This is a genomic window from Streptomyces sp. NPDC056222 (genome assembly GCF_042264065.1).
Lineage (GTDB): Bacteria > Actinomycetota > Actinomycetes > Streptomycetales > Streptomycetaceae > Streptomyces.
Window position 1 is genome coordinate 174,209 of sequence record NZ_JBHJTL010000003.1, and the last position, 19,423, is coordinate 193,631.

At 71.7% G+C, this 19,423-nt stretch carries 21 protein-coding genes; 6 read left to right on the forward strand and 15 right to left on the reverse strand.

Annotated features, from left to right (window positions below):
- Window positions 1–98: 98 nt before the first annotated feature.
- From ACFC0D_RS02960 to ACFC0D_RS02985, 6 genes are all read right to left on the reverse strand, one after another.
- Window positions 99–674: a hypothetical protein gene (locus tag ACFC0D_RS02960; protein ID WP_376430689.1), complete on the reverse strand. Its 576-nt coding sequence runs from the start codon at window positions 672–674 to the stop codon at window positions 99–101.
- Window positions 671–1,846 (reverse strand): ROK family glucokinase, encoded by a 1,176-nt coding sequence (locus tag ACFC0D_RS02965; protein WP_376430690.1) that lies wholly within the window; start codon window positions 1,844–1,846, stop codon window positions 671–673. Before ACFC0D_RS02965 ends, ACFC0D_RS02960 begins: the two co-directional genes overlap by 4 nt.
- Before the next feature lie 58 nt (window positions 1,847–1,904).
- Window positions 1,905–2,714: an ATP-binding cassette domain-containing protein gene (locus ACFC0D_RS02970; protein WP_376430691.1), complete on the reverse strand. Its 810-nt coding sequence runs from the start codon at window positions 2,712–2,714 to the stop codon at window positions 1,905–1,907.
- Complete coding sequence (locus tag ACFC0D_RS02975; RefSeq protein ID WP_376430692.1) at window positions 2,711–3,760, reverse strand: ABC transporter permease; 1,050 nt, start codon at window positions 3,758–3,760, stop codon at window positions 2,711–2,713. Before ACFC0D_RS02975 ends, ACFC0D_RS02970 begins: the two co-directional genes overlap by 4 nt.
- Window positions 3,757–4,776, reverse strand: coding sequence for a sugar ABC transporter substrate-binding protein (locus ACFC0D_RS02980; RefSeq protein ID WP_376430693.1), 1,020 nt, complete (start codon window positions 4,774–4,776; stop codon window positions 3,757–3,759). Before ACFC0D_RS02980 ends, ACFC0D_RS02975 begins: the two co-directional genes overlap by 4 nt.
- 87 nt (window positions 4,777–4,863) lie before the next feature.
- Window positions 4,864–5,583 (reverse strand): GntR family transcriptional regulator, encoded by a 720-nt coding sequence (locus tag ACFC0D_RS02985; protein WP_376430720.1) that lies wholly within the window; start codon window positions 5,581–5,583, stop codon window positions 4,864–4,866.
- A 144-nt stretch (window positions 5,584–5,727) separates the two neighbouring features.
- On the opposite strand from ACFC0D_RS02985, the gene ACFC0D_RS02990 reads away from it, so the two are divergent.
- Window positions 5,728–6,729, forward strand: a complete 1,002-nt coding sequence (locus ACFC0D_RS02990; RefSeq protein WP_376430694.1) for a Gfo/Idh/MocA family oxidoreductase — start codon at window positions 5,728–5,730, stop codon at window positions 6,727–6,729.
- Between the two features lie 62 nt (window positions 6,730–6,791).
- On the opposite strand, the gene ACFC0D_RS02995 is transcribed toward ACFC0D_RS02990, so the two are convergent.
- Genes ACFC0D_RS02995 through ACFC0D_RS03010 form a run of 4 tightly spaced genes read right to left on the reverse strand, consistent with a single transcriptional unit; the run spans window position 6,792 to window position 10,299 of the window.
- Window positions 6,792–7,220 carry a PaaI family thioesterase gene (locus ACFC0D_RS02995; RefSeq protein ID WP_376430695.1) on the reverse strand — a complete coding sequence of 143 codons (429 nt, stop codon included), beginning with the start codon at window positions 7,218–7,220 and terminating at the stop codon, window positions 6,792–6,794.
- 5 nt (window positions 7,221–7,225) lie between these two features.
- On the reverse strand, window positions 7,226–8,404 hold the full coding sequence (locus ACFC0D_RS03000) for a cytochrome P450 (RefSeq protein ID WP_376430696.1): 1,179 nt from the start codon (window positions 8,402–8,404) through the stop codon (window positions 7,226–7,228).
- Between the two features lie 9 nt (window positions 8,405–8,413).
- Entirely contained in the window at window positions 8,414–9,085 is a 672-nt protein-coding gene (locus ACFC0D_RS03005) for a response regulator (protein WP_376430697.1), read from the reverse strand.
- Window positions 9,082–10,299, reverse strand: coding sequence for a sensor histidine kinase (locus tag ACFC0D_RS03010; protein ID WP_376430698.1), 1,218 nt, complete (start codon window positions 10,297–10,299; stop codon window positions 9,082–9,084). The genes ACFC0D_RS03005 and ACFC0D_RS03010 overlap by 4 nt, the downstream gene beginning before the upstream one ends.
- Before the next feature lie 146 nt (window positions 10,300–10,445).
- Between ACFC0D_RS03010 and ACFC0D_RS03015 the strand changes: the two genes are divergently transcribed.
- The 3 genes from ACFC0D_RS03015 to ACFC0D_RS03025 all read left to right on the forward strand — a co-directional run bounded on the left by ACFC0D_RS03015 (window position 10,446) and on the right by ACFC0D_RS03025 (window position 12,351).
- Window positions 10,446–10,664, forward strand: coding sequence for a hypothetical protein (locus tag ACFC0D_RS03015; protein WP_376430699.1), 219 nt, complete (start codon window positions 10,446–10,448; stop codon window positions 10,662–10,664).
- A 109-nt stretch (window positions 10,665–10,773) separates the two neighbouring features.
- Entirely contained in the window at window positions 10,774–11,466 is a 693-nt protein-coding gene (locus tag ACFC0D_RS03020; RefSeq protein ID WP_376430700.1) for a hypothetical protein, read from the forward strand.
- 48 nt (window positions 11,467–11,514) lie between these two features.
- The gene (locus tag ACFC0D_RS03025) at window positions 11,515–12,351 is read left to right on the forward strand and encodes a hypothetical protein (RefSeq protein ID WP_376430701.1); all 837 of its coding nucleotides are present in this window, start codon (window positions 11,515–11,517) and stop codon (window positions 12,349–12,351) included.
- A gap of 44 nt (window positions 12,352–12,395) precedes the next feature.
- Here ACFC0D_RS03025 and ACFC0D_RS03030 read toward each other — a convergent pair whose 3' ends face one another.
- From ACFC0D_RS03030 to ACFC0D_RS03040, 3 genes are all read right to left on the reverse strand, one after another.
- The gene (locus ACFC0D_RS03030) at window positions 12,396–12,761 is read right to left on the reverse strand and encodes a hypothetical protein (RefSeq protein ID WP_376430702.1); all 366 of its coding nucleotides are present in this window, start codon (window positions 12,759–12,761) and stop codon (window positions 12,396–12,398) included.
- 11 nt (window positions 12,762–12,772) lie between these two features.
- The gene (locus ACFC0D_RS03035; protein WP_376430703.1) at window positions 12,773–13,699 is read right to left on the reverse strand and encodes a DMT family transporter; all 927 of its coding nucleotides are present in this window, start codon (window positions 13,697–13,699) and stop codon (window positions 12,773–12,775) included.
- A 103-nt stretch (window positions 13,700–13,802) separates the two neighbouring features.
- On the reverse strand, window positions 13,803–14,411 hold the full coding sequence (locus ACFC0D_RS03040; RefSeq protein WP_376430704.1) for a dihydrofolate reductase family protein: 609 nt from the start codon (window positions 14,409–14,411) through the stop codon (window positions 13,803–13,805).
- A gap of 181 nt (window positions 14,412–14,592) precedes the next feature.
- On the opposite strand from ACFC0D_RS03040, the gene ACFC0D_RS03045 reads away from it, so the two are divergent.
- Window positions 14,593–15,333 (forward strand): SDR family NAD(P)-dependent oxidoreductase, encoded by a 741-nt coding sequence (locus ACFC0D_RS03045; RefSeq protein WP_376430705.1) that lies wholly within the window; start codon window positions 14,593–14,595, stop codon window positions 15,331–15,333.
- A 252-nt stretch (window positions 15,334–15,585) separates the two neighbouring features.
- On the opposite strand, the gene alc is transcribed toward ACFC0D_RS03045, so the two are convergent.
- Complete coding sequence (alc, locus tag ACFC0D_RS03050) at window positions 15,586–16,701, reverse strand: allantoicase (RefSeq protein WP_376430706.1); 1,116 nt, start codon at window positions 16,699–16,701, stop codon at window positions 15,586–15,588.
- 1 nt (window position 16,702) lies between these two features.
- Entirely contained in the window at window positions 16,703–18,037 is a 1,335-nt protein-coding gene (allB, locus tag ACFC0D_RS03055; protein WP_376430707.1) for an allantoinase AllB, read from the reverse strand.
- A gap of 327 nt (window positions 18,038–18,364) precedes the next feature.
- Between allB and ACFC0D_RS03060 the strand changes: the two genes are divergently transcribed.
- Window positions 18,365–19,177 (forward strand): IclR family transcriptional regulator, encoded by an 813-nt coding sequence (locus ACFC0D_RS03060; RefSeq protein WP_376430708.1) that lies wholly within the window; start codon window positions 18,365–18,367, stop codon window positions 19,175–19,177.
- The last annotated feature ends 246 nt before the right edge of the window (window positions 19,178–19,423 follow it).

Below are 19,423 nucleotides of genomic sequence, written 5' to 3' on the forward strand. Positions count from 1 at the left end.
CGTCGGCGCGGCGGGACCGGGAGCGGCGGGTGGACCCGGAGCACCGGGCGGCGCGGCCGACCGGGCGGGCCGGGCGTAGGTCCCGACGACCGGGACCGTCACGGCGTGGTCGTGGAGACCACGAACACCTTCGGGGCGGCGGGGTCGGTGAGGTCGACGGTGATGTCCTGGCTGGGCCGCGGCTTGTCCTTGCGGACGGTGGTGCCGGACCAGTTCTGGTCCGTCGTGAAGTCCCAGCCCGCGATGGCGGCGTCGCGTTCGCCGATGGTGACCTCGCCGGGGACCAGCTCGGAGCGGCTGGAGCCGACGTCGTTCAGGAAGGTGTCGAGCCCGCCGCCGTTCGTCGTGAACTGGACGTACAGCCGGCTGGTCTTCCAGTTGCTGGTCTCGTAGTAGGCGACCCCGGTGCTGCCCGCGGGGATCGGGACCTCGAAGACGCGGCGCTTCATCAGCGACGGCCAGTTGTCGACCAGCCCGGTGGCCGAGGACTCGCGCTCCTTGTCGCGGCCGCTGTCGCGGCTCTGGCCGGCGGAGATCACCAGATAGCCGGCGGGGATGCCGACGAGCAGGACGATGATGATCGCCGTCAGCCAGCGGCGGCGGATCATGTGGCGCCTGTCCTCCGGCAGCTTGGTCTCCTGCTCGGGTGAGGTGGTCGGGGAGGGAACGGTCATGAATCCGGGTCCTGGGTGGTGCGGGAGGTGCGTCCTTCGGTGCCGCCGCGCAGTGCCTGGGCGTAGCGCTCGTACCGCTCGTGGCGCTCGGCGCGGCGACGGTTGGCACGGCGGAAGCGGCGGGCCACGAGCCGGGCGAGGTCGGCGGCGCCGACCATGCCGGCCTCGGGGCCGAGCTGGGCCTTGGTGATCCGGGCCTCGGGGCGGTAGCCACGGCCGGTGAGGTGGCGCCGGAAGGCGTCCCTGGCGGGCGCGATCAGCAGGTCGTCGGCGGCGCTGACGCCTCCGCCGATCACGAAGCAGGAGGGGTCGAGGGCGGCGGCGAGGTTGGCGATGCCGACGCCGAGCCACTGCCCGATGTCCTGGAGGAGCTCGACGCACATGGCGTCGCCCTCGCGGGCCAGCTCGGTGATGAGCGGGCCGGTGATGTCGGGGACGTGCCCCTTGACCCGCTCGATGATGTTGTACGCGACCGGGGAGTCGGCGGCGGCCAGTTCCCTGGCCTCGCGGACCAGGGCGTTGCCGGAGCTGTACTGCTCCCAGCAACCGCGGTTGCCGCAGGGGCAGCGGTGGCCTCCGGGGACGACCTGCATATGGCCGAACTCGCCGGCCACCCCGTACTTGCCGCGTTTGACCCGGCCGTCCTCCAGGATCGCCCCGCCGATGCCGGTACCGAGGGTGATCATGACGAGGTGGTCCTCGCCCCGTCCGGCTCCGAAGCGCCACTCGGCCCAGGCGGCGGTGTTGGCGTCGTTGTCGACCATGACGGGGACGGCCAGCCGGGACTGCAGGGAGTCGCGGAGCGGCTCGTTGCGCCAGGCGAGGTGCGGGGCGAAGAGGACGGTGGCCCGGTCCGCGTCGACCCAGCCGGCCGCGCCGATGCCGACGGCGTGCACGTCGTGCCGGTCGGAGAGGTCCAGGACCAGCTCGACGATGGTGTCCTCGACGACCTTGGGGCTCTTGGACTTGTCGGGGGTCTCGGTGCGGACCTTCTCCAGGATGGTGCCGTCCGCGTCGACGACGCCGGCCATGACCTTCGTACCGCCGATGTCGATGCCGACGGTGGGCACCCGGGGCGCGGTCAGGTGGGAGCGCCGCTCTCGGGTGCCGACGGTCCGCAGCGCGGCGCCTCGGGTGGCCCCGCGCTGGGTCAGATCGCGGTAGGTACTCATCGGCTCGATTCTGCCAGGTGCGGTGCCGGGAGGCGGCTTACGACGGCGGCGCGGGGGGCTACGGGGCGGTGGGGCGCTCCAGCTCGTGACGGAGGTCCTCCAGCTCGCTGCCGCCCGCCATCTGCCGGGTCAACTCGTCCAGGGTGACCGAATCCTTGGTGTGGCTGCCCGACATGACACCGCGCTTGAGCAGGATGAAGCGGTCGCCGACGAGATAGGCGTGGTGCGGGTTGTGGGTGATGAGGACCACTCCGAGGCCCTGGTCACGGGCGGCTGCCACGTACTTCAGGACCACTCCGGACTGCTTGACGCCGAGGGCGGCGGTCGGCTCGTCCAGGACCAGGACCTTGGCGCCGAAGTGCACCGCGCGGGCGATGGCCACGCACTGGCGCTCGCCGCCGGAGAGGGTGCCGATGGGCTGGTCGACGTCGCGCAGGTCGATGCCCATGCGCAGCAGCTCCGTGCGGGTGGTCTCGCGCATGAGCTCGACGTCGAGGCGCTTGAAGGGTCCGGCGCCCTTGGTGGGCTCGGAGCCGAGGAAGAAGTTCCGCCAGACCGGCATGAGGGGGACGACGGCCAGGTCCTGGTAGACGGTGGCGATGCCGAGGTCCAGGGCCTCGCGCGGGCTGGAGAGCGTGATGTCCTCGCCCTCGATGCGGAAGGTGCCGGCGTTGTGCCGGTGCAGCCCGGCGATGATCTTGATGAGGGTGGACTTGCCGGCTCCGTTGTCGCCGAGGACGCAGGTGATCTCGCCCGCGTGGACCTCCAGGGAGACCCCTTCGAGGGCGCGGATGTTGCCGTAGTACTTGCTGACGTCGTCGAGCTCGACGAGTGCGGGGGCCGGGGCGGTGGGCTGGGGGGTGGTCATTTGGTTGCCTCCACACGCCTGCGGATCCAGGCGTTCAGCAGGGTCGCCAGCAGGAGCATCGCTCCCAGGAAGAACTTGAACCAGTCCGGGTTCCACTCCGCGTACACGATGCCCTTGCTGGTCATGCCGAAGATGAACGCGCCGACCGCCGAGCCGATGGCGGAGCCGTAGCCTCCGGTGATCAGACAGCCGCCGATGACGGCCGCGATGATGTAGATCAGCTCGTTCCCGACGCCTTCTCCGGACTGGACGACGTCGAAGGAGAAGAGGAGGTGCTGGCCGGAGATCCAGGCGCAGAAGGCCACGCCCATGTAGAGGCCGATCTTGGTCCTGGCGACCGGGACGCCGACCGCGCGGGCGGCGTCGGCACCGCCGCCGACAGCGAAGATCCAGTTGCCGAAGCGGGTGCGCAGCAGGATCCAGGTGGCGACCGCGACCAGGCCGATCCACCACAGGATGGTGACCTTGAGTTCGACGTCGCCGATGGTCAGCTGGGAGGCGAAGAGCTTCCTGGCGGAGGGGAACCCCTCCATGTCGGCGATCGACTTGGTGGAGACCGTGCCGCTGATCAGCTTGGTGAAGCCGAGGTTCAGGCCGGTCAGCATGAGGAACGTGCCGAGGGTGATGATGAAGCTCGGCAGCTTGGTCCGGGTCAGCATGACGCCGTTGAAGGCGCCGATGGCGAGGGTGACGAGCAGCGAGACCCCCACGCCGACCCAGACGTTCGCGGTCATCTGGTAGCTGAACATCGAGGAGATCAGCGCCGAGGTCGTGACCATCACGCCGGCCGAGAGGTCGAACTCCCCGCCGATCATCAGCAGCGCGACGGGCACCGCCATGATGCCGATGGTGGAAGCCGCGTAGAAGACCGTGCCGAGGCTGGAGGCGCGCAGAAAGCTGTCGGCGATCAGCGAGAAGAAGAGGAAGACGGCCGCCGCGCCGACCACCGAGCCGAGCTCGGGGCGGGCCAGCAGTTTCTTCAGCGGGGAGGTGCGCAGCAGCCGCTCGTCGACGTGGTCGAGGCCGGACGGGGCGGTCGCGCTCATCGAGTGCCCCGCTCCGTGTAGCCCTTCAGTGCCTCGGCGTCGTCCTTGGCGATGATCTGGGGGCCGGTGAGGACCGGCTTGCCGCCGCCGAGGACGTCGGCGTTGTACTTGTACAGCCAGAGCAGGTCGACGGCCTCGTAGCCCTGGAGGTAGGGCTGCTGGTCCACGGCGAAGCCGAGGGTGCCCGCGGAGAGCGCGGAGGCGACCTTGGCGTTGAGGTCGAAGGTGTCGACCTCGGCCTGTGAGCCCGCCGTCTTCTTCGCCTGGACGGCGGCGTCGGCGAACGGCGCGCCGAGGGTGACGACGGAGTCGATGGCGGGGTCGGACTGGAGCTTGGCCTCGATGGACGCCTGGACGTCGGGCATGTTGGTGCCGTCGACGTACAGGTTCTGCAGGTCACCGCCGAAGGTGTTCTTCGCCCCGGCGCAGCGCTGCTCATGGCCGACGTTGCCCTGCTCGTGCAGGACGCACAGCGCCTTCTTCTTCCCGCGCCTGTCCAGCTCCTCACCGACGGCCTCGCCCGCGACGGTCTCGTCCTGACCGATGTGGGTCAGCGCGCCGAAGGCCTTGGACTGCTCGGATCCGGAGTTGACGGTGATCACCGGGATTCCGGCCTTGACCGCCTTCTCGACGGCGGTCTTCATCGCGTCGGGCTTCGCGAGGGTGACGATGAGTCCGTCGACGCCCTTGGCGATGTACGAGTCGATGAGCTGCGCCTGCTGCTGCGCCTCGTCGCTGTGGGCGTAGAGGAAGTTGATGTTGTCCTTCACGGCCGCCTGCTCGGCGCCGTTCTGGACGATGTCCCAGAAGGTGTCGCCGTCGCCCGAGTGGGTCACCATGGCGAAGGTCCACCGGGGCGTGTTCACGGCCGCCTTCCCCTGGGCCGCGGCCGCCTTGCGGGCGTCCTCCGCGCGCTTCCCGCCGGTGCTGCTGCACCCGGCGAGTGCGGCGGTGAGCGCCACCGCGAGCACGGCGCCGACTGCGGCGCGTACCCCTCCTGTCCGAAGCCTGGTCACGAGGCCGTGCCCTCCTTTGTGTCCTTCTGCGTGCATTGCAGTATCGGTCATGGGGGTCGCGCGGATCTTCGCGGGGCGGATCTAAGGCTAGGGGCGCACCAGGAGCTGGAACTCGAAGGAGTACCGGGAGGCCCGGTAGAGCTGCGATCCGAACTCGACGGCACGTCCGGTGTCGTCGAAGGTGGTGCGTTCCATGGTGAGCAGCGGGGCTCCCTCCTCCTCGGCCAGCAGGTCCGCCTCGGCCGCCGTGGCGGCCCGGGCGCCCACGGTCTGGCGGGCGCTGTGGAGAGTGATACCGGCGCCGCGCATGAGGCGGTAGAGGCCGGTGGTCTCCAGTTGTCCGGGGTCCAGGTCGAGGAGTCCGGCCGGCAGATGGTTGCGCAGGTACGCCATCGGTTCGTCGTGCGCGGAGCGGAGCCGCTCCACGTACCGCACGTCGCTGCCCTCCGGTACGCCGAGGGCGGCGGCGACCCGGGCGGTGGCGGGTTCGACGCGGTCGGCGAGGACGCGGGTGGCGGGGCGCTGGCCGGCCGCCTCCAGGTCGTCGTAGAGGCTGCTGAGCTCCAGCGGGCGCCTGACCTGGCTGTGCACGACCTGGGTGCCGACGCCCCGCCGGCGGACCAGGAGGCCCTTGTCGACCAGCGACTGGATGGCCTGGCGGACGGTGGGCCGGGACAGGCCCAGTCGGGTGGCGAGGTCGATCTCGTTTCCGAGCAGGCTTCCGGGGGTCAGGACCCCCTTCTCGATCGCCGCCTCCAGCTGCTGGGCGAGCTGGTAGTAGAGCGGGACCGGGCTGGTGCGGTCCACGGAGAAGGGTGGCAGCGAGGCGGACGACGGCGGCTTGGACACGCACGGGAGCGTAGCCCGAGGAGAAGATGACAGGAAGTGGTGAAGTCCGATTGTCCTGACAAATCCTTGACAGGGTCTCCGTTCGGCACCACCTTGGGGGCCATGCGCATCGGACTGATCGGAACGGGACGTATCGGGGCCTTCCACGCGGGCGTGCTCGCCCGCCATCCGGAGGTCGAATCGCTTGTCGTGGCGGACGCGGACGCCACCCGGGCCGCGCAGGTCGCCGGGGCGATCGGCGCCGGCGCGGCGCCCACCGTCGACGCCCTCCTCGACCACGCCCTCGACGCCGTCGTCATCGCCTCCGCCACCGCCGCCCACGCCGAGCTGATCGGCCGCGCGGCGGGTGCCGGACTGCCCGCCTTCTGCGAGAAGCCCATCGCCCTGGACGTGCCCGGCACGCTCGGTGCGCTGCGGGCGGTCGAGGCCGCGGGCACGGAGCTCCAGCTCGGCTTCATGCGCCGCTTCGACGCCGGGTACGCCGCCGCCCGCGAGGCCGTGCGGACGGGTCGGCTCGGCCGCCTGCACACCGTACGCTCGGCCACCTCCGACCCCGCCCCGCCGCCCGCCGCGTATCTGCCGCTCTCCGGCGGTCTCTTCCGGGACTGCCTCGTGCACGACTTCGACATACTGCGCTGGGTGACCGGACGGGAGGTCGTCGAGGTGTACGCCACCGGCTCGGACGCGGGCCCCGCGATGTTCCGCGAGGCGGGCGACGTGGACACCGCGGCGGCGGTGCTCACCCTGGACGACGGCACGCTCGCGACGGCGACGGCGACCCGGTGCAACGGCGCCGGTTACGACGTCCGGATGGAGCTGGCGGGCGAGCGGGACCAGATCGCCGTCGGCCTGGACGACCGGACCCCGCTCACCTCGGCGGAGCCCTCGGGACCGCCCGCCCCGGTCAAGCCCTGGCCGGGCTTCCTGGAGCGGTTCGCCCCCGCGTACGAGGCGGAACTGGACGCCTTCGTCCGGCTGGTCCGCGGCGAGGCACCCAATCCGTGCGACGGCCGCGAGGCGCTTGAGGCCCTGCGGATCGCGGAGGCCTGCGAGCGCTCACGGCGCGAGCACCGACCGGTCGCGCTCGCCGAGATCCCGTCGTAGAGGGAGATCCAGGAGTGGGCCGGATCCAGTCCTACGCCGAGATCCCGTCGTAGCGCGTCCGCTCAGCCGTTCGCGGAGAGGACCGTTCCCTGTGCCACCGCGCACAGGGTCTCGTCGCCCGCCTCGTCCACCGTCAGCAGGTCGCACCGGACCACCGCCTGCCGTCGTCCCGCGTGGACCACGCTCGCGCGGGCGACGAGCGTGCGGCCCCGCGCGGGGCGGACGTACTGGATGGAGAAGCCGGCGGTCAGGACGGCCGCGCCCAGCGCGGTGCCGGCCGCGAAGGTGAGCGCGTTGTCGGCGGCGTACGAGAGCACACCGCCGTGCGCGAACCCGTTCTGCTGCTGGAGCTCCTCGCGGAGGTCGACCTCGAGGGTGGCCGCGCCGTCGCCGAAGGCGGTGATCCGGGCGCCGACGAGCCGGCTGAACGGCTGGGCGTCCAGGACCTTCCGCGCGAGGACGAGGTCGAGGTCGTGCGAGGGATCGGTCATCGGGGTCACCACCGGACGGGAAGGCGGCGCACACCGCGGACGAGCAGGCCGGGCATCCACTCCCAAGGAGCGCCCTCGGGGTCGAGTTCCAGCCGCGGGAATCGTTCCAGCAGTGTCCGGATCGCGATGGTGCCCTCGAGGCGGGCGAGCGGTGCGCCGAGACAGTAGTGGATGCCGTGCCCGAAGGCCAGATGGCCGCGCGGTTCGCGGCGGATGTCGAAGCGGTCCGGTTCGGGGAAGCGGTTCGGGTCGCGGTCGGCGGCCGCGAGGGAGACGAAGACGGCGGAGCGGGCCGGGATGTCGGTGCCTCCGACGGTGGTCGGCTCCTTGGCGATCCGGAAGGTGGTGGTCTCCACCGGCCCGTCGTAGCGCAGCCCTTCCTCGATCACCCCGTCGAGCAGCCCGAAATCGGCTCGTAGTTGGGCGAGTTGGTCGGGGTGGGCGAAGAGGGCCCGCATCGTGTTGGTGATCAGACCGACGGTGGTCTCGTGCCCGGCGACGAGCAACAGGTACGCCATCGCCCGCAGTTCGGGAAGGGAGAGCCGGTCGCCGTCCTCGGCGCGCGTGGCGATCAGCGCGGAGAGCAGGTCGTCCTGGGGTCCGGAGGCCCGCTTGTCCTCGATGAGCTCGTCGAGGTAGGCGCCGAAGCCCTCGACGACCTCCCGCGCGGGGGTTCCGGTGGCCGGCGCGACCAGCTCGTTCGACCAGTGCCGGAAGGAGTCCCGGTCGGCCGCCGGGACGCCGAGGAGCTCGCAGATGACGGTCATGGGCAGCGGGAACGCGAAGGAGTCCACGAGATCGGCGCGGCCTGCCGGGGCCATGGCGTCGACGAGTCCGTCGGCGAGCTCCTGGATGCGGGGACGCAGGGCCTCCACCCGCCGCCCGGTGAACTCCCGTGCGACGAGCTTGCGCAGCCGGGTGTGGTCGGGTGCGTCCACGGCGAGCAGGTTGGGGCCGATGACCTCCTCGTCGACCGGGACGACGTCGATGACGGACGGCGACTTCACCAGACGCGGGTCGGCGAGGGCCGCCCGCCCCTCCTCGTGTCCGACGACGAGCCAGAACTCCCAGCCGTCGGGCATACGGATGTGGTGGACGGGACCGCTCTCGCGGAGCTTCGCGTAGTAGGGATACGGATTCGCGGTGAAGTCCGCGCCCCACTCCCCCAGTTCGATGACGGACATCGCCCCACCCTAGGCGGTGTCGTTCTCGTCGAGGAGGCCGGCGTCGTGGACGAGAAGCGCGATCTGGACACGGTTGTTGAGGCCGAGTTTGGCGAGAATCCGTGAGACATGGGTCTTGACGGTCGGCACGCTCATGTAGAGGGCGGCGGCGATCTCGGCGTTGGACTGCCCGCGGCCGACGGCGACGGCGACCTCGCGTTCGCGCTGGGCGAGTTCGGCGAGCCTGCCCGCCGCGGTCGCGCTCCTCGGCTGCTCCGGCCGGCCCGTGACATGGCTCATCAGCTGGCGGGTGACGGCCGGGGAGAGCACGGGGTCGCCGGACGCGACGCGACGCACGGCGGCGACGATCTCGGCGGGCGGAGTGTCCTTGAGGACGAAACCGGCCGCGCCCGCGCGCAGGGCGCGCAGCACCTGCTCGTCGGCGTGGAAGGTGGTGAGGACCACGACCTCGGGGGCGTCGGGGCGGGCACGCAGCAGTTCGGTGGCGGTGAGGCCGTCGACGTGCGGCATCCGGATGTCCATCAGGACGACGTCCGGGGCGAGGCGGGCGACGAGGTCGGGGACGTCCCGGCCGTCGGTGCCCTCGCCGACGATCTCGATGTCGTCGGCGCCGTCGAGCATGAAGGTGAGGCCGGCGCGGACCAGGGGGTCGTCGTCGACGACGAGCAGACGGATGGTCATGAGGGCCACGGTAGCCAGGCGTGCAGGGCGAACCCTCCGCCGGGGGCCGGGCCGTGGTCGAGGCGCCCACCGGCGAGGGTGGCGCGCTCGGTGAGGCCGATGAGTCCCTGACCGGAACCGGGGACGTGCGGGACGGGCCCGGTGGGGGCCGGGTTGTGGACGTCGATGGTCAGTCCGTCGCCCGGACGGCCGCGCACGGTGAGGGTGACCTCGGTGCCGGGGGCGTGCTTGCGGGCGTTGGTGAGGCCCTCCTGCGCGATCCGGTAGACGGTGCGGCCGGTGGAGGCGGGGACCGCCTCCGGATCGTCGATCGTGGAGTCGAGGACGACTTTCGTGCCGGCCCCGCGGGACTCGGCGACCAGCGCGTCGAGCGTGGCGAGGGTGGGCTGCGGCCGGTCGCCCTCCGCGCCCTCGCCCGGGGCGCGCAGGACGCCGATGATCTGCCGGAGGTCCTGGAGGGCCTCGTGGGCGCTGTCCCGGATGACTCCGGCGGCGCGGGCCACCTGCTCCGGCGGGGCGTCGGGCCGGAACTCCAGCGCTCCGGCGTGCACGCTGAGCAGGGTGAGCCGGTGGGCGAGGACGTCGTGCATCTCGCGGGCGATGGCCTCGCGGGCGAGCCGCTGGGCCTGCTCGGCGCGCAGCTCCGCCTCGGCCTCGGCGCGCCGGGCGCGTTCACGCAGGGCCTCGACGAGCTGGCGCCGGGAACGTACGAGCATCCCCCAGGCGGTCATGAGCAGGACCAGGATGAAGCCGATGAGGATCCCGGGAACGGTCCCGGTCGCAGGGTCGGGGCGCACGAAGACCTGGGCGGTGGTACTGGCGAGGGAGAGCGCGCCGACCCAGGCGACCTCGCGGAAGGGCCGCCGGACGGCGAGGCTGAACAGGCTCACGAGGAAGGCGCCGCCGGCGAGGGGCGCGGCCACGCTGACGAGGCTGAGCGCGACCGCGAGGCCGACGGGCCAGCGGCGGCGCAGCCAGAGGGCGCAGCAGGCGGCGGCACCTACGGCCTGGTCGGCCACGGCGACGGCGTGGCTGTTCAGGTCGTCGGTGGCGTCGGCCGCGATCATGCCGAAGAGGACCGCGAGGAGGAACAGGGTGGTGTCGACGACCCAGTCGCGTACGGTGCGGCGCGGCCTGCGGCCGGGTGGGGCGTCGGCCGGAGGGTCGGCCATGGCCGAGGGCAGCAGCCAGGCGTAGCGGTCCGTACGTGTCATACGAACCAAAGTACGCACGTCAGGGGCGCGGGGCCGGGCCGGAACGTCCGATGGCTACCAAAGTCGCGCGGTACGAGACTTCGGTAGCACCGGCTCTGTCCCACCGGCCGACGCGGGCGCGAGGAACGCGACGCCAGGATCGGCCCATGAAGAAGATTCTGGAGTTCGTGGGCGGTGTGGTGCTGATCGGCGGCATCGCGGGGGTGCTGCGCGAGTTGACGGGCTGGTTCCCGTTCATGGGGTTCACCCGGTTCCTGACGGAGAACGTCTCGTTCCTGGAGGGCCGGGAGATCCTCACCAATATCGCGATCGCGGTGGTCGGCTTCGCGATCGTCATGGTCGCCGACACCAAGCGGCGGACCTGAGGCGACATCCGCCGTTCCGGTCGGTCGGTTGACCCGGACGGATCCCGGGCGCTGCGCGGCCGTCGGAGGTGTAGTGGGGTGGTGGCGACACCGACAGGGGGCTACCGACGTGAGCCGACAGCACGCCACCGATCCCCCGGCGGGGCCGCAGCGGCAGGACGAGGTCGCCGGCGAGGCCCGCTGGCCGATGGCCACCGCCGTCGTGGCCGCGATGACGCTGACCCTGCTGCTCCCCGACGCCCTTCGGCTGGCCCCCATCTGGGTGCTCCCCAGCATCGAAGGCCTCCTCCTGCTTGCGCTGATCGCGGGGGACCCGGGCCGGATCGACCGCCGCTCGGCCGCCCTGCGCGCCGTGTCGATCGCCTTGGTCGGCGTCCTGGCGCTCGGCGCCGTCTGGTCGACCGTCCAGTTGACCGACGACATCATCCACGGTGGGAAGGAGACCGCCTCCGCGGCGAGTCTGCTGCAGACCGGCGGGACCGTCTGGGCCGGCACCGTCCTCGCCTTCTCCCTGCTGTACTTCGAACTCGACTGCGGTGGTGCGGCGGCCCGCGCCCACCACATGCCCGCCGCTCCGGCACTCGCCTTCCCCCAGCAGCTCAGCCCCGAGCTCGCCACCCCCGGCTGGCGCCCGCGCTTCGTGGACTACCTCTACCTCGGGCTCACCAACGCCACCGCCTTCAGCCCGACGGACGTCATGCCACTGGCCCCCTGGGCGAAGATGGCCATGGCGGTGCAGTCGCTCGTCTCCCTGATCATCCTCGGCCTCGTCGTCGCCCGCGCCGTCAACGTGCTGACCTAGCGCCTGCCCGAAAGGCACCTTTTGTCGCCGACGGGATACAGTCGGCGGGTGGGCAGAGCCGAGGAGCACGCCGAGGGGGCGGGACCGTTCACGACCCGGCTCACCTGGCGACCACGGGACGGGGGCACCGCGGTCTGGGAGTCCCGCCTGGCCCGCAAACGAGCCCGGCTGACCGTACGGGCCACGGGCGAGACGGAAGCCCGTACCCGACGGGCGGACGCGGTGGCCGTCGCCCGCGCGCGCAGGCTGAACGCCGTCGCCGCGGGCGCCTTCACGGTCGGCGGCACGCTCTTCGCCCTCGGAGCCGGACTGGCGCAGTTCGGCCCGGGCGATGTGACGAGCGCCTGGATCTACTTCACCGGCGGCCTGTTCTTCAACACCGGCGGGTACGCCTCACTCCTCCAGAGCATCAACACACCCCGCCGGGACGGCGAGGCCGGCAGGCTCACCGCGCGGCCCTGGTCGTGGTGGCGCTACGAGCCGGCCCGGATCGACTGGCTCAGCACCTTCCTGCTGTTCGCCGGCACGCTCGTGTTCGGCGTCAATCTGCTGAGTTCCCTGCTCCAGGGACTCTCGGTGCATCAGATGAACCGGCTCGTCTGGGCCCCGGACATGGTGGGGTGCACCCTGTTCCTGGTCTCGGGGCACCTCGCCCTGGTCGAGGTCTGCCACGGCAGGCCGCGCGTGCGCGCGCACGACCTCGCCTGGTGGATCGTCGCGATCAACCAGTTGGGGTCGGTCCTCTTCATGGTGTCGGCACTGGCCGCCTTCACCCGGCCGGCGACCGGGAATCTGCTCAATGTCGACATCGCGAACTGGGGCACGCTCACGGGAGCGGTGTGCTTCGCCGTCGGCGGGATGCTGCAGTTCTCCGAACGTCCCTGACCTCGCCCCGCCCCTTGTCGCCGGCCGCTACGCGCGGGTCCGGTTCAGGCGCTCGCCTCGGTGAGGCGGGTGACCTCGGCGAGGTGCTCGGCCATGCGGTGGGAGACCGAACCGCTGGTGTAGAGGACGCTGCCGACGACGGCGAGGGGAACCGAGCCGCCGAGCACGGCGAGGAGCTCGGGCCAGTCACGTTCATTGACGCACCTGCTGTCGCTGTTGTGCAGGTTCTCGCTGGTCCAGCGGGAGACACAGTCCTTGCTCCGGCCGTCCCACTCGGCCTCGTACGGCGAGAAGATCAGCACGGCCAGCCAGATCCACATCAGTCCGGCGAGGGCCAGCAGCCCGAGTCCCCATCCCTGGGTGCGCCGTGCGCGGGCGCGGAATTCTATGTCGTACGAGAGTGAACGCATGGCGCTAGAACCTACCGGCCGCTCTCGTCCGCGGCCCGACGGCCCCAACTCGTCCCCGCGAGGACGAGAACGGCGCCCGCGATGCCGAGCACGCCGGGCCGGTCACCGGCGATCGCGATGCCGGCGGCCGCGGCCCACAGGGGTTCCGTCCCGAGCAGGAGGCTGACGCGCGAGGGGGAGGTGCGGCGGACGGCCCACATCTGCACGAAGAAGGCGAAGAGCGTGCAGAAGACGGAGAGGAAGAGCAGCCCGGCCCATTCGCGCGGGCCGAAGTCCAGCGCCACCGACCAGGGGGACGCGCCGGTGCCGGGTGCGGCGGCGAGCAGCGCGAAGACCACGACGGCGGAGCCGAGTTGGACGGTGGTGAGGGAGAGCGAGTCGGCGCCCTCGACCGCCTTGATCCGGGACATGGCCAGCACGTGCACGGTCCGGGCGAGGGCTGCCAGCAGCATCAGCAGGTCGCCGAGGGACGGGGTGCTGAAGCCTCCGCCCTGGGTCAGCAGCACCACGCCGGCCACCGAGAGCCCGGCGGCGGCCAGGAAGGCGCGGGGCGGCCTCGTCCTGGTGACGGCGGCCTCGGCCAGCGGCGTGAGAATCATGGTGAGGCTGATGATCAGGCCCGCGTTGGTGGCGGAGGTGTGGACGACTCCATAGGTCTCCAGGAGGAAGATCCCGCTGAGGATCAGGCCGAGAAGTCCTGCGCCGCGCCACTGGGAGACGGTCAGCGCCCGCAGCCCCCGCCATCCGGCGACGACAAGGGCGGGCAGGACGACGGCGAACCGCAGGACCAGAACGGCGACGACCGTGTGGGTGGTCGTGATGCCCTTGGCCGCGAGGTAGCTGGCGCCCCAGACGACGGCGACGAGCAGCACCGGGAGGTCGGTGAGCCAGGCGCGACGCGGGGCGCGAAGGGGTACGGAAGCGGCAATCGACGTCATCGCGGGGCCTGCTCCAACTCGTCGGACGGGGTGGAGACTTCGGCGGCTCGCACGCGGGACGATCACCGTACCCGGAGAAACCGGTGGCGGCTACACGTTTCTGCTACACATAGCTCCCGTACTTGGGGCGGCCCGCCAGCTCGTACGTACTGATGGCGATGCCCGAGCCGGTCGTCCTGGTCCCGACGTTGCGGAAGGCGGTGGGCCGGGCGCCGTCGAAGAGGTTCAGGCCCGTACCGAGGACGACGGGGAAGACGAGCAGGTGGAGCGTGTCGATGAGGTCGGCGGCCAGCAGGGACTTGGCGAGGCCGCCGCTGCCGTGCATCTGCACCTCGCCGTCCACGCGGTCCTTCAGTGCCGCCACTTCCTTGACGACATCGCCTCCGAGGACGGTCGTGCCGGCCCAGTCGGCCGTCTTGAGCGTGGTGGAGGCGACGTACTTGGGGAGGGAGTTGAGCTTCGTGGCGACGGGGTTGGCGGGGTCGGTCTGCTTCGGCCAGTAGCCCGCGAAGATGTCGTACGTACGGCGACCGAGCAGGAAGGCGGCGGGCCGCTGGAACACCTCGTCCATGAAGGCCCCGAAGTCGTCGTCGCCGTACGGGACGGACCAGCCGCCGTGCTCGAAGCCGCCGCTGGGGTCCTCGTCGGGCCCGCCGGGTGCCTGGTAGACGCCGTCGATCGTCACGAACTGGGTGAGGGAGAGCTTGCCCATGGTGCTGACCTTTCGCTTCTGCCGGGATCCCCCGGTCCATCGTGTCTCACAAGCTCCGACTCCACCGCTCGGCGGAACTCATCGGTGGGCGTCGGTGTCCGATTGCCGCCAGCACCGTGACGACCCGCCGAGTTCGATTGAACCCGCAACCACTTGGCAGTGTTCTTACGGAGGTTTCGGGATGTCCACGATGAACGGCAAGGCGGTCCTGGTGACGGGCGGCAGCCGCGGGATCGGCGCCGCGACGGCGCTCCGGCTGGCCCAGGAGGGCGCCGACGTGGCGTTCACCTACGTGGCGGGCGAGGAGCGGGCGAACGAGGTCGCCGCGCGGATCGAGGCTGCCGGTCGCAAGGCGCTTCCCCTGCGGGCCGACGCATCGGACGCCGGGGACGCGGCGGGCGCGGTGGAGTGGGTGGCGGACGCCCTCGGCAGGATCGACGTCCTGGTCAACAACGCCGGGGTCGGGGTCGTCGCGCCGCTGGAGTCGCTGGCTCTGGCGGATGTGGACCGGGTCCTCGCGGTGAACGTACGCGGGGCCTTCCTCGCCGCCCAGGCCGCGGCCGCGCGGATGGACCGGGGCGGGCGGATCATCACAATCGGCTCGTGCATGACGCAGCGCGTACCGGGGCCCGGCGGCACGCTCTACGCGATGAGCAAGTCGGCGCTGATCGGACTGAACAAGGCGCTGGCGCGAGAGCTGGGCGGCCGCGGCATCACCGCGAACATCGTCCACCCGGGGCCGGTCGACACCGATATGAACCCGGCGGACGGCCCGTACGCGGCGGACCAGGCGTCCCTGACGGCCCTGGGCCGCTTCGGCACGGCGGACGAGGTCGCGGCGACGGTGGCGTTCCTGGCGGGCCCGGGGGCGAAGTACATGACGGGCGCGGAGTTCTCGGTGGACGGCGGCCACGCGGCCTAGGGGCGCTTCTCGGTGGTCGGCGGCCACGCGGCGTAAGGGCGACCACGAGGACCGGCGAGTGAGCCGAAGGGCGCGCCGGGGGAACGACGCCGAGCGCGCGGAGCCTCCCAAGGAACGAGGGAGGCGAGCACGGTCGGGGTGGTGAGCCCGGCGCGAGCGCCCGGAGGTGACCGAGCCCGAACAAGACGGGAGTTCGCGAGGGCGCACCGGTGCTGTCGGCCGGTGCGCCCTCGCGGGCCGGGCGGGGTGTCGTTACCCGCCCAGTTCCTGGTGGCGCGCCGTCAGACGCGCGGAGCCCTCGTCGGTGAGCGAACCGAAGAGGCGGAGGCGGGAGATGCCGCCGTCGGGGTAGATGTCGATCCGGACCCGGGAGCCGACCGCCGGCGCGTCCAGCACGAAGCGGTGGTTGGTGTCGGGCTGGAGGCGGGTCCGGGGCAGGACCTCGGTCCAGTCCTCGGAGCCCTCGGCCGCCACGGAGAGCGCCGCCCAGCCCGCGCTGTTGCCCTTGAGGTACGCGGTGTCGATCTCGACCGCGCGGATCTCGGACTCGGCGACCAGGCTGTAGCGGATCCAGTCGTTGCCCTTGTCGCGGCGGCGGCGCGTCTCCCAGCCGTCGTCCATCTTGCGGGAGCGGCCGGGCTGGATGGTGTTGGTCGCCGGGGAGTAGAAGCGGTCGGAGGCGTCCTCGACCTGGCCGCCGTTCTCGAGCGCGGCGAGGTCGAAGGTGCCGAGCACGCCGAGCCACTTCGGGTCCGGGGCGACCTCTCCGTACACGCGGAGGCGCGCGATGCCGCCGTCGGGGTGCTGGTTGACCCGGAGGTGGGTGAAGCGCTGCTCGACGTCGACGGCGAAGCCGTTGGCGGCGTGCCCGCCGATGGCGGTGCGCGGGACGAGGGTCGTCCACTTCACGTCGTCCGCGAGGAGTTCCTCGGGCGAGGGCGAGCCGGCCACGGAGGTGGCCTCCACGGAGACGGCCTGCGGGTAGTTGCCGCGGAAGTGCGCGGTGTCGACGACGATGCCGCGTACGACGCCGGGGGCACCGAGACGTACGAACGCCCAGTCGTGGTCGTCCTCGGTCGGGTGCGGCTGCTGGGCGGACACACCGCGGCGGCGGCGGGTCTCCCAGCCGTCCATGATCTTGCCCTTGTGACCGAAGTGCTCGGGGTCGAACTCCGCGGCCTCGGGCTTGAGCATGTTCTCGCGCTCGGCGAAGAACTCGTCGTTGGCGGCGATCACACCGGCGCCGAGACGGCGGTCGGCGAGGTCCGCGTACTGCGTGAAGGGGAAGTCCGCCGTGCGGTAGTCGGCGTACGGGTCGCCGCCGCCGTAGGGGCTGGCGTCGCCGGTGAAGCTGGGTATGGCGGACACGTCAGTTGTTCCTTTCGAGGAGGCTGCCGGAGGGCTCGGTGAGGGTGCCGCGGTCGACGATCCGCTCGCCGCGCAGCCAGGTGGAGGTGACGACGCCGTGCAGGGTCCTGCCCGCGTAGGCGGTGACGCGGTTGCGGTGCTGGAGCTCGGCCGGGTCGACGGTGAAGGTCGCCTCGGGGGCGAGGACGGCGAAGTCGGCGTCGCGGCCTGCCTCGATCGCGCCCTTCTGCTCCAGGCCGGCGAGGCGCGCGGGGCCCGCGGACATCCAGCGGACGACGTCTTCCAGGCTGTGGCCGCGGCGGCGGGCCTCGGTCCAGATGGCGGGCAGGCCGAGCTGGAGGGAGGAGATGCCGCCCCAGGCGGAGGCGAAGTCGGCGGTCTTGAGGTCGGCCGTGGAGGGCGAGTGGTCGGAGACGATGCAGTCGATCGTCCCGTCGGCGAGACCGTTCCAGAGCGCGTCCTGGTTGGACGCCTCGCGGATCGGCGGGCAGCACTTGAACTCGGTGGCGCCGTCCGGGACTTCCTCTGCGGTGAGCGTGAGGAAGTGCGGGCAGGACTCGACGGTGATCTTGACGCCCTCGGCCTTGGCGGCGGCGATCAGCGGGAGCGCGTCCGAGGAGGACAGGTGCAGGACGTGCACGCGGGCGTTGAGGCGGCGGGCCTGGTTGATCAGGTTCTCGATCGCCGTGTTCTCGGCGTCACGCGGCCGGGAGGCGAGGAAGTCGGCGTACTTCTCGCCGCTCTTCTGCGGGGCGGCGGCGAGATGGTGCGGGTCCTCGGCGTGCACGATCATCAGGCCGCCGAACCCGGCGATCTCGGCGAGCGAGTTCGCCAGCTGCTCCTGGTCCAGTTCCGGGAACTCGTCCACGCCGGACGGCGACAGGAAGCACTTGAAGCCGAAGACACCGGCGTCGTGCAGGGGCCGCAGGTCCTTGACGTTGTCGGGCAGCGCGCCGCCCCAGAAGCCGACGTCGATGTGCGCCTTGGTGCGGGCGACGTCCTGCTTGACCCGCAGGTGCTCGACCGTGGTGGTCGGCGGGAGCGAGTTCAGCGGCATGTCGAGGAGCGTGGTGATGCCGCCGGCGGCAGCGGCGCGGGTGGCGGTCCAGAAGCCTTCCCACTCGGTGCGGCCGGGGTCGTTCACATGCACATGGGTGTCGACGAGCCCCGGGAGTACGACGTCGTCGCCGACGTCCTCCAGCCGGGCGCCCTCCGGGACCTCGGCGTCGTACGGCAGCACGGCGGCGATGGTCCCGCCGGAGACGGCGATCGACGCGGGCCCCGTCCCCTCGGGGGTGATGACGCGTGTCGAGCGCAGTACCAGGTTGACGTCCACCCGTACCCCTTTCCAGCAGAATTTCAACGAACTGTTGAAGGAGTCTTCACTCGGGACGACATGCCGTCAAGGGCACACTTCCAGCATGACCCCGGCGCCGCCGCTCGCCGCGCGCCCAACTTGGACGTTTCCATGAAGTGGAATGGGAATTTCGTACAGTAGAACGTAGCTCCGTACATGCGGGGAGGAGGCGGATGTCGCCGGGCGGCCGCCGACACCGGACAAACACCCCCCTGACCGGCCCGTACACCGCGACCGGGACCGTGTGTCCGACCGGACGGCCCGGTAGGCTGCTGCCTTGCCCGCCTGCCCCGAAAGGACCTTGACGTGCCGACGTCCAGCGCCAGCACCACCGACGCCGCCAAGCCCGCCGCCGCGAGCGGTGGCGTCCAGTCCCTCGAGCGTGCCTTCGATCTCCTGGAGCGGATGGCCGACGCCGGTGGCGAGGTCGGGCTGAGCGAGCTCTCCGCCAGCAGCGGACTGCCGCTGCCCACCATCCACCGGCTGATGCGCACGCTCGTGGCCTGCGGTTACGTACGCCAGCAGCCCAACCGCCGGTACGCGCTCGGCCCCCGGCTCATCCGCCTGGGCGAGTCCGCCTCCCGACTGCTCGGCACCTGGGCGCGCCCGTACCTCGCGCGGCTCGTCGAGGAGACCGGCGAGACCGCGAACATGGCGCTGCTCGACGGCGACGAGATCGTGTACGTCGCCCAGGTGCCGTCCAAGCACTCGATGCGCATGTTCACCGAGGTCGGCCGGCGCGTGCTGCCGCACTCCACTGGCGTGGGCAAGGCGCTGCTGGCCTACACCCCGGCGGAGGAGGTGCGCGCGCTGCTCGCCCGTACGGGAATGCCGGCCGCCACCGAGAAGACGATCACCACTCCGGACGGCTTCCTGGACGCGCTCGCGCTGGTCCGGGACGCGGGGTACGCGGTCGACGACAACGAGCAGGAGATAGGAGTCCGCTGCCTCGCGGTGTCGGTCCCCAACTCCCCCACCGCGGCGGCGATCTCGATCTCGGGCCCGGCGGGGCGTGTGACGGAGGCGGCGACGGAGAAGATCGTCCCGATCCTCCAGGAGGTCGCGCAGGAACTCTCGACGGCGCTGGCGAACACGACGGCGACCAACGGCGGAGCGTAGCGCCCGGGGGCGCGCCGCGCCCCAGAGCGCGGTGCCCACCCGGGGCAGCCCCCGATGGCGGTCAGCCGCCCCGCAGGGCGATGCCCACTCTCAACCCCCGCCACCCGGTTGTGGGCAGGCGTTCCGCGGGGCGACGGGGGTCCCCCCGGACGGAGTCTGGGGGAGGGTGGGCACAACCCCACGACGGCGCCGCACCTTTGCGCACCGTACGGACCGGGAGCCTGGGCCCGGCAAGGGCACCTGTTC

Bases quoted from the DNA above. Each gene is read 5' to 3' on its own strand.
- ACFC0D_RS02990 (WP_376430694.1), top strand. From the start codon at position 5,728: ATGCGCATCGGACTGATCGGAACGGGACGTATCGGGGCCTTCCACGCG.
- ACFC0D_RS03010 (WP_376430698.1), bottom strand. From the start codon at position 10,299: ATGACACGTACGGACCGCTACGCCTGGCTGCTGCCCTCGGCCATGGCC.
- ACFC0D_RS03015 (WP_376430699.1), top strand. From the start codon at position 10,446: ATGAAGAAGATTCTGGAGTTCGTGGGCGGTGTGGTGCTGATCGGCGGC.
- ACFC0D_RS02995 (WP_376430695.1), bottom strand. From the start codon at position 7,220: ATGACCGATCCCTCGCACGACCTCGACCTCGTCCTCGCGCGGAAGGTC.
- ACFC0D_RS03000 (WP_376430696.1), bottom strand. From the start codon at position 8,404: ATGTCCGTCATCGAACTGGGGGAGTGGGGCGCGGACTTCACCGCGAAT.
- ACFC0D_RS03035 (WP_376430703.1), bottom strand. From the start codon at position 13,699: ATGACGTCGATTGCCGCTTCCGTACCCCTTCGCGCCCCGCGTCGCGCC.
- ACFC0D_RS03045 (WP_376430705.1), top strand. From the start codon at position 14,593: ATGTCCACGATGAACGGCAAGGCGGTCCTGGTGACGGGCGGCAGCCGC.
- ACFC0D_RS03030 (WP_376430702.1), bottom strand. From the start codon at position 12,761: ATGCGTTCACTCTCGTACGACATAGAATTCCGCGCCCGCGCACGGCGC.
- ACFC0D_RS03040 (WP_376430704.1), bottom strand. From the start codon at position 14,411: ATGGGCAAGCTCTCCCTCACCCAGTTCGTGACGATCGACGGCGTCTAC.
- ACFC0D_RS02960 (WP_376430689.1), bottom strand. From the start codon at position 674: ATGACCGTTCCCTCCCCGACCACCTCACCCGAGCAGGAGACCAAGCTG.
- ACFC0D_RS03005 (WP_376430697.1), bottom strand. From the start codon at position 9,085: ATGACCATCCGTCTGCTCGTCGTCGACGACGACCCCCTGGTCCGCGCC.
- ACFC0D_RS02975 (WP_376430692.1), bottom strand. From the start codon at position 3,760: ATGAGCGCGACCGCCCCGTCCGGCCTCGACCACGTCGACGAGCGGCTG.
- ACFC0D_RS02970 (WP_376430691.1), bottom strand. From the start codon at position 2,714: ATGACCACCCCCCAGCCCACCGCCCCGGCCCCCGCACTCGTCGAGCTC.
- ACFC0D_RS02965 (WP_376430690.1), bottom strand. From the start codon at position 1,846: ATGAGTACCTACCGCGATCTGACCCAGCGCGGGGCCACCCGAGGCGCC.